Genomic DNA, 13692 nt, shown 5'->3' with positions numbered 1-13692 from the left:
GTGTGTTTTTTTAACGCAAAGACGCAAAGGTTTTCGCAAAGTTCGCAAAGGTTTTTTCTCAGCCTTGTCACTTCAAAAGAAGCCGAAGTTCACAAAGCTGTTTGTCATTTTGAGGAACTAAAAACCTATGTTTCTATGTGTTTAAAAAAATGCCTATTTAATGATTCAAAGTATTTATAACTTCTGTATTGATCTTATTTACGGCTTTGAAATCCATTTTATCTACTTTTCTGTCGTAGGTCATGAAACCATTTACTTCGCCTTCAACATCGGTTGTCTGCGTGTAAACTGCTGCCGAAAATCCTGTTTTTACATAGTTCTTTAAAATTTGAGCGTATTTGATATATTCTGCAGTTACCTCAGCTTCATTTTTAAATTTAACGTAACCCCAATTGTCATTTGCTCTCCATAAATGTCCTTCAAGCGGAAGTCCAATTCCGCCATATTCTCCTAAAACGGTAACTCTTCTGGCATCATATAAATACATTTCCGGTCCCGGATAATTATGTAAATCTAAAATATCTCCTGTTTGAAAATGATTTCCTCCGCTTGACGAATTTGTTAATCGGCTTGGATCGTGATTTTTTGTCCACTCTGTAATTTCAACCGTTTTGAATTGTCCCCAGGCTTCGTTAAATGGAACCCAAACGACAATACTTGGATACGAATACAAATGATCCATTATTTCTCTCCATTCTTTTCTGTAGATTTCTTCTGATTTTGGCGAACGCTGTAATTCTGTTCCGGTAAAGTATTTTGTGTTTTGCCAAATCGGCTGATCGTCTCCGCTAGGCATATCCTGCCAAACTAAAATTCCCAATTGATCGCAATGTGTGTACCAGCGTTCCGGCTCTACTTTTACATGTTTACGAATCATATTAAAACCTAGTTCTTTTGTTTTAATAATATCGTATTTTAAAGCTTCGTCTGTTGGTGCGGTATATAATCCATCTGGCCACCAGCCTTGGTCTAATGGACCGTATTGGAAATAATCTTTGTTGTTTAACTGCATTCTCATGATTCCGTTTTCATCTCGTTTTGATGAAATTTTTCGCATCGCAAAATAACTTTTCACTTCATCAACAACTTTATTTTTGCGGATTAAGCGGATTTTTGTCTGATACAAAAACGGATTTTCCGGCGACCATAATTTTGGAGAATTTAAAACAATATCATTGCTTTCGCCAATCACGGCTTTTTCTTTAGCAATTTCTTTTCCGCCTTCAAAAACAGAAACTTCTATTAAATCACCTTTTTCTGCTCCGTTTACATCGGCCTTAATACTGATTGTATTTTGATCAATATTTGGTGTTGTTTTTAATTCTGAAATGTTTTTAGCATTTACAGGTTCAATCCAAACCGTCTGCCAGATTCCGGTAACGGGCGTATACCAAATTCCTTCGGGATTTTTAACTTGTTTTCCTCTTGGCTGTGGGCCGTCGTTTGATGGATCCCAAACTTTTACAACTAGTTTTTGATTTTTCCCTTTTTGGATAAATGGCGTGATATCAAATGAAAATGGCGTATATCCGCCAGTATGTGAACCAACTTTTATATTGTTAATAAAAACTTCTGTTTTCCAGTCTACAGCGCCAAAATGCAGCAGAATATTTTTTCCGTTCCAGTTTGATTCAATTGAAAAATTGGTTTCGTACCAAAGTTCATTTTTTGCTCCAACTTCTTTCATCACGCCAGATAAGCTCGATTCAGCTGCAAACGGAACCAAAATTTGCCCATCATATTTTGAAGGTGCTGTTTTGCCAAATTCCTGAATAGCATAATTCCATAATCCATTCAGATTTTTCCATTGGCCGCGCTCCATAATCGGACGGGGATATTCTGGTAAAGTTTTGTTCGGATCAACCTGCGCTGCCCATTTTGTTTTGATTTTATCGCCTTGCGGTTTCCATTGTGCATGAACCAGACAGCTTAAAAAAAGCGCCACCAGAACTGTAGTTTTCTTATTCATTTTATATCGTTTTACGCAATAATTTCCTCGATTACTGCTGTTTCTTCTTTACTAAATAAATTACCAGACCATATCCACATAGTCTGGTAATTTCAAACACTAACTTTACTAACCAAATTTTTAATTGTGAATTATTAATTATGAATTATGAGTTGGTTTAAGTGTGATTAATAATTTATTTCCGATAAAATAATCTCTGTTTCGTATTAACTCAAAAAACACTAACAAATGCCTAATTCCAAACTCATAATTCATAACTTATAACTCATCATTTATTTTTAGTGATTCCAAATTTCTTCACTAAACTGTCGTATTCATTTTTAGAGATTGTAACCATGCAGCCGTGGCGTACTTTTTCAGGGAAACTGTATTTATCCCAATCGGAGAAAAAAGTGTAACCTGATGCCTGAAACCAAGGCCCGTTTAAATTATCTGCAATTGATAATCCGTATGAAACGCCCGGGTATTGCTCGTAATACATGTACCATATTTTATCATCTGGAGAAGGGATCAGCATTGGTGCTTCTCTAAAGTTTGGGCTGATAGATTGCTGGGGCAAAGAATAAGGTCCTAAAAGGGATTTTGATTTGGCAATTCGGATGGTTTTTCCTGTTGTCCAATATAATGTTGGATAGGTTTCGTCTTTAATTACGGCGTAATAAGAATCGCCGACTTTACGGATGAAAACATCAATGGTTCCCATATCCCAATCGAATAAACGTTGTGGTGTTCCTTCAAAAGTTTTTAAATCTTTAGATAAAACATACAACGTTCGCTGACTTGCCCAATAACGTTCGCCGTCTTCTTTTGTTCCTTCAAGATGCGGCGTGTGCCATGTCATAATGAACTTTTCAGAATCTTTGTCGTAGTATAATTTTGGGGCGCCAATTCGCTGTAAAGCGTTTGAATAATCAGGCGTGTTTTTTAAATCAGGCATATAGTCTGAATGTTTTTTCCATGTAATTAAATCATCCGAAACCCAGATGTTGATACTTTTTGCATCGTCGCCTGTATTTCCTGCGATGTAATATTTTCCGTCCGGGCCTTTGCAGATATCGGGATGTCCTTTGTATTCTTCAAAAACTCGTTTTCCATTGTTGAGGTTTTCCCAATGCAAACCGTCTAAACTTACTGAATAGTATAATCTGCCGTAATCGTTGTGCGTCATGTGCGCAAAAAGATAGGCTTCGTTTTTGGGTTTTTCATTTCCTTTTACTTGCCCCGGCGGGTCTGGCTGTTGTGCTTTCGCAGAAAATCCAACCAAAATTACCATTAGAAAAAGGAGCTGTTTTATTGTATTTTTTTTCATGTTGCTAAAAATTAAAATGTTTTTTGCCACGAATTCCACTAATTTTCACTAATTATTTTTTTGCCACAGATTAAAAGGATTAAAATGATTTATTTTTATTGCCCTCGGATTAATCGGATTTTCACTGATTTTAATTTTCTAAATTAATTTTAATAAAATTGACCAGTGAAAATCCGTTTAATCTGTGAAATCTGTGGCCAATAATTCTACTTCTTATTAGCCTCAGATGTTAGTTTTTTGATTAAATCTGTTTCGGCTTTTATGTATGGTGTTCCGTCTGTATGTAATACTTCGTGAAACCATACTTTTGGTTCTGCGTTGTATGTTTTCGTCCAGCTGTCCCAAGCGTATTTCGTTTGTGTTTTTCCGTCAACAAATCCCCAGTTGATCATTCCAACATTGTATTTTCTTGCGATTGGTAAAAAGCCTTCAAATGTGCTTCCGTTTGGTCTTGCCATGTATTCGGTACACAATAAAGGTTTTCCGTAACGCTGTAACTGTTTAATTACTTTTTCGAAATCCTGAGGTGTGTTGTAATTATGAAAAGAAACAATATCTGATTGTTCGATCTGCATTTTGTGCATTGGTTTCATTTTGGCTTCGTCGCTCCAGTCTCCAACCCAAACTCCAGAAGTTAACGGCTGTGACGGATTGCTTTCTCTTGCCCAAACGAAAACATTTTTTAAAAGCGGAAGGATCAAATCGACTTTGTTTTTGATTTCAATTTTTTCATAAGATGGACCTGTCATGTTATCTGGTTCGTTCCAAACATCCCAGCCTAAAATACGTTTGTCGTCTTTAAAATGAGCAACGGTTTCTTTTACATATTTCTCTAAACGAGGATATTGTGTTTTATCCTGAAGCACTTTTTGCCCCGGACTCTGCACCCAGCCTGAGTTGTGCGTGTGCGGTTTTGGCGCACGTTGTTTTCCTAAAGCAGGAAACGGATCCCAGCAGGAATCAAATAAAACAAAAAGTATTTTAATGTGATGTTTATCTGCTATTTCTAAAAATTGATCCATGCGTTTGTAAAATCCTTCTGCATCTTGCTGGTGCAATAAATCATGCAGGTAAACACGCATTACATTCATGCCTAAATTTTCTGCCCAGCCTAGTTCCTGATCTATTCTTTTTGGATCAAAAGTATCTTCCTGCCACATCTCTAATTGGTTTATAGCTGTGCTAGGATAATAATTTGAACCTACTAACCAAGGCTGTTCTGCATACCATTTATTGGCCTGATCTTTTGTCCAGATTTCTCTTTTTTCAACTGCAGCAGTTTCGTTTTTATTTTCTTCGGTAGTATTCTTTTTGTTGTTGCAGCTTAGCAATACTAATCCTGCCAACATAAATGTCAGACACAATTTTACTTTTTTCATTATAAATTTTGTTATTATGAACGGTCGTTCTTTTTATAAGGGAATCAAGTTTTTGCGAACTTGATTCCCTTTAAAATCATTTTAATATTCAGGGTGTTGCTCTAAGAATGGATTATTATCTGCCTCTGTCTGCGGAATTGGTAATCTTTGATTTTTACCTACTTTAAAGTTTTTAAAATCCGGGTCACGAAGTGCGATTTTATCAACAGCAGCCTGAGAGTCTAAATCTCCCCAACGTTTTAAATCTTCCCAGCGAACACTTTCTCCGGCTAATTCTAAAACTCTTTCTGTTTTTAATCTTTCTAAAAATTTATCGTGATCGTTTCCAATTTCAGGATGAGCTGCTGCCAAAGTTTTCAAGTTAACACGTGCTCTCACTAAATCAACATATTGATAGGCATCTGCTGTATTCCCTAATTCGTTCAGCACTTCGGCGTAGCGTAATAAAATATCAGCATAACGAACCAATCTGTAATTTACCTGACTGTAATAATCTTCGTTGTTTCTGTAATAGTCACGGCTTCCTTTTCTAAACCAAGCTTCGTCGTTGCCCCATTCCCAATTTTTTCCGTAGGTTTTGTCTCCAAAATCAGCTTCTAACTGAGGATAAAACAATGTATATCTTAATCTGATGTCTAGATTTCCTGCTTGGTTTTTTTCTTCCTTGAAAGCATTTACTAACCAAAAACGAGCCTGACCATCTGACCATCCAATACTTCTTGGTGCAAAAAACTGAGCACGGTTACTAGAAACTGCAGCACTTTGGCTTTCGTCTGTTCCACCTTTTCTTTGATCTCCAAACTGAATTTCAAATACTGATTCGCTGTTGTTTTCATTAGCATCTGTAAAATTGTCTCTGTAGTTTGAAACTAAATTATACTTCGCTCCAGGTCCAGCAATTAAATAATCTAAAGCGCCTTTTGCTTCATTCCATTTGTGCTGCTGCATGTATAATTTTGCCAGAAATGCTTTTGCTGCCCCTTTATCAGGTCTACCTAATTGCTCACCTGTCCACGATTCCGGCAAATCTGCGAAAGCTTCATTTAAATCTTTTTCGATTTGAGCATACACTTCGGTTACATTTTTTTGTTCCGGAGTATCGGTTGGTTTTGAAGGCTCTAAAACAATTGGAATATTTTCCCAAAGAACCGCTGCATAATAGTAATGTAACGCTCTTAAAAATTTAGCCTGCGCGATTATTTTCTTTTTGTCGTCTTCATTTTGAAAAGTAATATTCGGAACGTTGGCAATTACCTGATTACATCTAAAAATAGCTTTGTAGGTATCTCTCCATGTTACTACGTTTCCTTCCCAAAAATTATAATTGATGTAGTTGAATCTTGTCCAGTCTGCTAATTCGACCCACGGACTGTTGCTGTATCCTTCATCAGAAGTTAAATCTAAACGGAAATAAATCCATCTTGCCCATAATCCATCTTTGTAAAACATGGCATAAATGGAGTTTACTCCTGCCTGAGCGTCACCTTCAGATTTCCAATACTGCTCTGTAGTCAATTTATTTGGATTGTCCTGGTCTAATTCATCCTCACATGATGTGAAGAAAAGACCTGTAAAAACTGCTATTAATACTATTATTTTTTTCATTACGTGATTTTTTAAAATTAGAAGCCAAATTCAACACCAAATGAATACGTCTGCAGGTTTGGGAAAGCCCCATTATCAACACCTCTTTCAAAAATATTTGAATTAGTAAACTCAGGATCTAAACCTTTATATTTTGAAATGGTAATTACATTTTGTGCAGAAAGTGTTAATCTTGCTCTTGTAATTCCTGAATTTTTCAGCACATTTTGAGGAAGGTTATATCCAAACCCAATGTATTTTAGACGGATAAAATCTCCACTTTCTAAAAATCTGTCGCTGTCCCCTCTTGAGTTTAAAGTTGTTCCTTTTACAATTCTTGGAAAATCAGTATTTGGATTTTCAGGAGTCCAAGGCTGAATTCCTCTTCTGTAATTACTATCATCATCAAAACGGTCTACTACACTTCTAAATCCGTTATACACAGTTGCACCATGCGAAGCAATCCAGTTCATAGAAAAATCAAAACCTTTATATTCTGCTCCTGCATTTAAACCCATTTCAAATTCCGGCCAAGGGCTTCCTACAATGTCTTTATCTTTGTTATTAATTTCTCCGTCGCCGTTAACATCTTTAAAACGAATATCTCCCGGCTGCGCATAAGGCATAATTACTTTACCATCGGCATTTTTGTAATTTTGAACTTCTTCTGCACTTTGAAACAAACCATCTGTTTGTAAAACGTACCACATTCCTACCGGATTTCCTTGACGGGTAACGGTATTTCCGCTAAAACTTTCGTTTTGTCCGTTTCCTAATTCAACCAGTTTATTGTTGATTTTAGTGAAGTTAACAGAAGCATTAAAAGAGAAATCATTGATTTTTTTGCTGTAAGCTAATTCTAACTCAAACCCTTTATTTTCAACAGTTGCAGCATTCGAAATTGGATTTCCTTCATCACTTCCTGTTGTCATTAAAATTGGGAAACCAAATAATACATCTTCTGTACGGGCGATAAAATAATCAGCCGTAAAACGTAAATCGTTGTTTAATACACCTAGATCTAAACCTACGTTGGTTTGTTTTAATTTTTCCCAGCGTAATTCTGAATTGGCTAATCTAACCTGAGTTGCAGAAGGATATAATACTTGTCCGCTTCCCATAACAATAGCTCCAAAAGTATTTATGAAACCTTGATATTCGTAGTTTTTAATATTTCCGCTTCCTAATTCTCCGTAACTGGCTCTTAATTTTAAATCTTTAATAAATTCTGATTTAAAGAAAGATTCGTTGCTGATTCTCCATCCTGCAGAAAGTGACGGGAAATTACCCCACTTGTTTGCATCGCTGAATTTTGAAGAACCATCTCGTCTAATAACGGCATTAAATAAATAACGGTTATCGTAATTATATTCTAATCTTCCTAAATAAGATGCTAAAGCGGCTGTTTCTCTAAAACCTCCTACTTCTGCCTGATCTCCTAAATCTAAAACATCAAAATACTGACCTGTATTTGGGTTTATTAAAAGATTTCTTTTGGTTCCGCTTATTTGGTTATAATTGTCTTTTTGGTACGTCTGCCCTACTAAAACTGTTAAACTATGTTTTCCAAAATCCTTTTTAAAAGTTAAAGTATTTTCAAAAAGCATCATTTCAGATCTTCCTTTATTCTGATTAATAAAAGATTGTTCGTATGGCTGATTTAAAGTCCAGTTTCCTAATTTTCTCATGAATTTATACGAATCAAAACTGGTGTCGTAACCAAAGTTGAAACGGTATTTTAACCATGGAGCGAATTTTAATTCTGACCAGATATTTCCTCTTACTCTAAAGTTTTCATTTATTCTGTTTGAGAAATCTGCCAATGCCAAAGGGTTTGTTCCAAAAGTATTCGCAACACCCGCTTTTCCATAACCATATCCGCCCGGATTGCTTTCGTCATAAACCGGAATTGTTGGTAATAATCTGTAAACATCAATGATAGGTTCTCCAGACATTTCATCGGTTTTTGAATTGCTTATCGCAATGTTTTCTCCAATGCTGAAAATTCCTTTTGTACCGCTTGAATTCACACGGAATGAAATTCTGTCAAAATCTGTTCCTACAACAGTTCCTTCATTTCCAAAATAATTTCCAGACATAAAAAAGGTTGAGTTTTCACTTCCTCCAGAAAAACTTGCATTATAATCCTGCATCATTCCGGTTCTAAAAACTTCATCCTGCCAGTCTGTATTTACGGCCATATTTAAGTTTTGTCTCGGAATTCCGGCATTATCATAAGCCTGATTATTGAATTTTGCGAACTCTTCTGTTCCCATTAAATCATATCTTGGCATTGAAGTAAAACTGGTTTTTGCCGAAACTTCAACCTGAAGCGGTCCTTTTTTACCTTTTTTAGTCGTAATAATGATTACACCATTTGCTGCTCTTGAACCGTAAATTGCCGCAGCCGATGCATCTTTTAAAACCTGAATACTTTCAATATCATTTGGGTTAAAATCTCTGTTTGCTGTTGTAACTACACCATCAATTACATACAGCGGATTAGCGCTTTGAAGATTTTTTAATCCACGAATCTCAACATTGGCTTCCTGTCCCGGGCGTCCGCCGCCGCGAACCTTAACTCCGGTAACTAAACCCTGTAATCCGTCGGCAATAGTAGTAACCTGACGTTTTTGGATTTCTGTAGCTTTTACCAGCGCAACTGCTCCTGTAAGGTCTTTTTTCTGCTGCGATCCGTAACCTACAACTACAATTTCTTCTAGTTTCATCGCATCTTCTTCTAAAGTAACATTAATTGAAGATTTGTTGTTGATGGCTACTTCTGCTGTTTTGTAGCCTTGTGAGCTAAAAACCAACGTTTGGTTTCCCGCTGCAGCTATTTTATATGTTCCGTCAAAATCGGTAACTGCACCATTTTTTGTGTTTTTTATGACAACGTTAGCAAACGGAATTGATTCTCCTGCTGCAGAAACTACTTTTCCCGTTATGGTTATTTGCTGTTGTGCATACGTTTGTTGTAATAATAAACTAAAGAAAAACAAGAGGTAATATCTCTGCTTTAAAATTTGAGTGATCTTTGTTTTCATTGATTTGTCATTTAGATAGTTTTCATTTTTTGGTTGGTTTTACAATTGTTTTTTAAAAATTCTAATCATCTCTGATGCGAGCAAAAAAATAATTAATATTGCTCAGTAATAATGTGTTCATTTTAATTCAAAATTATTAATGATGTATTTTTTCAAACTTAATTTTATTGATGCTGTATTTTTTTAGCCTAAAAATTGTCAATATGATTTGTTTGAAAATTCAAAGTAGATAATTTTAATTCAAAATAAAATGATTTATTTGTGTCAATTTCTATCTGAAATGATTCAAATTGTATAAAAAAGATCAGAAATATAGCGGCTTGCAACATTTTGTTGAATATTGACACGATTTGAATAAGTCCTTGTTTTATCCTAAAAAACACAACTATGCGTAAATTCTTTCTTTTATTATTTTTTTCGCTTTTTTCGATAAATTTTATTCAGGCACAGGAATATTATTTCAAACATTTTCAGGTTGAAGAAGGACTTTCTAACAACACTGTTTTGACTTCTTTACAGGATGAAGACGGCTTTATGTGGTTTGGTACAAAAGATGGCTTAAACCGATTTGATGGTTATCGTTTTAAAACTTACAGAAGCAATGCCGACCCAATTCATAGTTTAGGAAGTAATTATATCCAGTCTTTACATGAATATAAAGGTGTAATTTGGGTAGGAACAGATAAAGGTTTGTATCAATACGATAAAAAAACAGATCAGTTTACGGTTTTAAACGAAGCGATTAACGACCGTATCAACGATATTAATCATGATAAAAACGGAAATATCTGGTTTATCTCTGGAAATATTCTTTATAAATATTCGACAACAAAAAAGGAAACCAAAACTTTTAATCCGAATAAATATTTCATTACCACTTCGATTTCCAGAGATGCAAATGGTCAAATCTGGGCTTCTTCATTGAATAAAATTTATCGTTATTCTGAAGAGAATTTTTCTTTTGAAAATATTCCAATTGCGCCTCCTGCAAGTTCTTCTAATTTTAGGATTACGATTATTTATGCTTTAGATAAAAACAATATTGTGATTGGTACGCAGGACGACGGCGTTTTACTTTATAACATTCACAATAAAACAACTTCGAGTTTAGAATTTTCGACAAAGAAACCGGTTTATGTCCGTCAGTTTAAAAAGAGAGGAAATGATGAACTTTGGATTGCCAGCGAATCTGGGGTTTATGTTTATAATCTGAAAACGAAATCCAGCATTAATCTTAAAAAAAATTATAATGATCCCTATGCGATTTCAGACAATGCGGCGTATTCTATAACTATTGATAAAGAAAACGGAATTTGGGTTGGAACGTATTTTGGCGGCATCAATTACCATCAAAAACAATATACGCAGTTCAAAAAATATTTTCCGCAGAAAGGACAAAATTCTATTAGCGGAAGTGCCGTTAGGGAAATTCATAAAGATGATAAAGGTAATTTATGGATTGGTACTGAAGATGCCGGTTTAAACCGATTTAATCCAAAAACACAGCAGTTTACATCGTATTTACCAAACGGAAGCAAAAGCAGTGTTTCGTATTATAATATTCATGCTTTAATGCCCAGAAAAAATAAAATCTGGGTGGGAACTTTTGAACATGGTCTGGATGTTTTAGATCGAAATTCGGGTAACGTTGTGCGACACTATAGTGCCAATAATCCGGCTTCGGGATTGCGCAGTAATTTCATTTTTTCTTTTTATGAAACCAAAAAAGACGAATTGATTGTGATTACTACAATGGGACTTTATTTATACAATGAACAAAACGACAATTTTGAAACCTTAAAAACTTTTCCCGAAACGACGCATTATACGACTTATAAAGAAGACAGCGACGGAAATCTTTGGGCAGGAAGTTATCGTGATGGTTTGTTTTATTATAATCCGAAAACCAAAAAGAAAGAGGTTTTTATTTACGATTACAAAAACCCAAACGGTATCAGTAATAATTCGATCAATTATATTTTTGAAGACAGTTTTAAAAATTTATGGTTTGCGACCGAAAACGGATTGGATTTATTTGATAAAAAAACGAGGACTTTTAAAAAATTCACAACCAAAAACGGATTTCCGAGTAATGTTGTTTATTCGATTTTAGAAGATGAAGCTAAAAATTTATGGCTGACGACTTCTAAAGGTTTGGTAAAATTTGGACCTGATCATAAAAGCATTAAAATTTACACCACCGCAAATGGTTTATTGAGCGACCAGTTTAATTATGCATCGGCTTTTAAGGATACAAACGGCGATATGTATTTCGGGAATTTAAACGGAATGATCAGTTTCAACCCGAAGAATTTTACCAAGAACAAATACACGCCTTCGACTTTTATTACCAATCTTCAAATCAATAATAAGGATATTGATGCCAATGAAAATGATTCGCCTATAAAACAATCTATTGCGCATATTGACGAACTGGAACTTAACAACAGCCAATCGTCATTTAATCTTGAATTTGCTTCGTTAAATTATACCGCGCCGGAACTTACCGAATATTGGTATAAACTGGAAAACGTTAATAATGACTGGGTTTATCTGGAACGTAACAATAAAGTTTTCTTTACGGAACTCGCGCCTGGCGATTATGTTTTTAAAGTAAAATCACTGAATAGCTTTGGTGTTTGGAGTAAAGAAGTGGAATTGAAAATCAGGATTCTGCCGCCGTTTTGGGCGAGTTCTTATGCGTATTTTTTCTATTTTCTGCTGATATGCGGTTCGTTTTATTACATCATTCGTTATTCACAAAATCTCACTCAGATTAAACACAATCGAAAAATAAAACATTTAAACGACGAAAAAGAGAAAGAAATCTATCAGGCTAAAATTGACTTTTTTACCAATGTGGCGCACGAAATCAGAACGCCTTTGACATTGATAAAAGGGCCTTTGGAAAAACTTTTGGTAATGGATCACATATTGCCGGAAGTGCCTCAGAATCTTTCGATAATGAAGAAAAACACTTCTCGTTTATTAAAACTGGTAAATGAATTACTGGATTTTAGAAAGTCTGAAATTGGTGGTTTAAAACTCACTTTCGTGGAAGCGAATATTTCGTCTATGGTTCGGAATTTACATTTGAGATTCAGTCAATTGATTGAAGAGAGAGGGATTGAATTTGAACTGGAACTGGGAGATAAAGATATTTTTGCTTTTGTAGATAAAGAGGCTTTCAAAAAAATTCTGAGTAATTTAATGAGTAATGCTATTAAATATTCTACTGATAAAGCTTCGATCACGCTTTTTAGAGATGAAAAGAAATTGACTTTAATTGTAAAAAATGACGGAAATCTGATTCCGTTTCATTTAAAAGATAAAATTTTTGAGCCGTTTTTCAGGGTTGATAATATGGATACGACTTCGGGAACGGGAATCGGGCTTTCGCTGGCGCATTCGTTAACGCAATTGCATAACGGAAACCTGCAGGTGATTCCGGATTCGAAAGTGAATATTTTTGAACTTGTGGTTCCGCTTCGTCAGGAAGAAGAATTTATGTTTTATAATGAAACTGAGAAAGAAGAAATTGAAGCAGAATCTGAAACTGTAGAAATCGAAAACAAACACGAAAAAACACAGCTTTTAGTGGTTGAAGACAATGAAGATTTATTGAATTTTATTACGACTGAATTGGCTCCGTTTTACACGATTTTAAAAGCGGATAATGGAGAAAATGCTTTAAAAATAATTCATAACGAGAATATCCAGCTTGTTATAAGTGATGTTTCGATGCCAATTATGGACGGAATTACGTTGTGTAAAGAGATTAAAACCAATTTAGAAACAAGCCATATCCCGGTAATTTTGCTTACTGCCAAAAACTCACTGAAATCGCAAATTGACGGTCTTGAAGTGGGTGCGGATGCGTATATCGCTAAACCTTTTTCAATGGATTATTTAAAAGTTCAGGTGAATAATCTAATCGAAAACAGAAAGCAGATTATGAATTATTATGCGAGTTCTCCGCTTTCGCACATTAAAAGTATTGCGCACAACAAAACCGACGAAAAGTTCCTAAAAAAACTCGACGAAGAAATCCTGAAAAACATCACGGATTCTGATTTAAGTGTTGAGTCTTTGGCAGAAATCATGAATATGAGCCGTTCGACTTTGTACCGAAAAATTAAAGATATTTCGAATCTGAGTCCGAATGAATTGATTAATATCGTGCGTTTAAAACGTGCTGCGGAATTGCTTTTAAATGAGAATTATAAAATGTATGAGATTGCAGAAATGGTGGGTTATAAATCGCAGACGAGTTTTGGTCGTAATTTCCAGAAGCATTTTACGATGACGCCTTCGGAGTATATTGCGATGAATAAATAGTTTTTGTAGAGACGCACAGCAGTGCGTCTTATGCGCAAAGTGATATTCGTTCGTGTTACGTTGCGT

Annotated in this window: 6 protein-coding genes; 1 reads left to right on the top strand and 5 read right to left on the bottom strand. The window is 35.1% G+C overall.

From position 1 onward, the window contains the following. Positions 1 to 157: 157 nt before the first annotated feature. The 5 genes from BUE10_RS16870 to BUE10_RS16850 all read right to left on the bottom strand — a co-directional run bounded on the left by BUE10_RS16870 (position 158) and on the right by BUE10_RS16850 (position 9288). On the bottom strand, positions 158 to 1969 hold the full coding sequence (locus BUE10_RS16870) for a glycoside hydrolase family 2 protein (protein ID WP_073486964.1): 1812 nt from the start codon (positions 1967 to 1969) through the stop codon (positions 158 to 160). A gap of 268 nt (positions 1970 to 2237) precedes the next feature. After that, on the bottom strand, positions 2238 to 3278 hold the full coding sequence (locus BUE10_RS16865) for a glycoside hydrolase family 43 protein (RefSeq protein ID WP_073486962.1): 1041 nt from the start codon (positions 3276 to 3278) through the stop codon (positions 2238 to 2240). Positions 3279 to 3484: 206 nt separating this feature from the next. After that, a complete protein-coding gene (locus BUE10_RS16860) occupies positions 3485 to 4657 on the bottom strand; it encodes a glycoside hydrolase 5 family protein (protein ID WP_073486960.1) in 1173 nt (390 codons plus the stop codon). Between the two features lie 81 nt (positions 4658 to 4738). After that, positions 4739 to 6262, bottom strand: coding sequence for a RagB/SusD family nutrient uptake outer membrane protein (locus tag BUE10_RS16855; protein WP_073486958.1), 1524 nt, complete (start codon positions 6260 to 6262; stop codon positions 4739 to 4741). Between the two features lie 17 nt (positions 6263 to 6279). Continuing rightward, on the bottom strand, positions 6280 to 9288 hold the full coding sequence (locus BUE10_RS16850; RefSeq protein ID WP_073486956.1) for a SusC/RagA family TonB-linked outer membrane protein: 3009 nt from the start codon (positions 9286 to 9288) through the stop codon (positions 6280 to 6282). Positions 9289 to 9675: 387 nt separating this feature from the next. Between BUE10_RS16850 and BUE10_RS16845 the strand changes: the two genes are divergently transcribed. Then, positions 9676 to 13626, top strand: a complete 3951-nt coding sequence (locus BUE10_RS16845; protein ID WP_073486954.1) for a hybrid sensor histidine kinase/response regulator transcription factor — start codon at positions 9676 to 9678, stop codon at positions 13624 to 13626. Positions 13627 to 13692 lie beyond the last annotated feature (66 nt).

It is taken from the genome of Flavobacterium sp. CF108 (genome assembly GCF_900129795.1).
Classification (GTDB): Bacteria; Bacteroidota; Bacteroidia; order Flavobacteriales; family Flavobacteriaceae; genus Flavobacterium.
The sequence above is the reverse complement of the archived record's forward strand: the minus strand, read 5'-3'. Positions and strand labels throughout refer to the sequence as shown.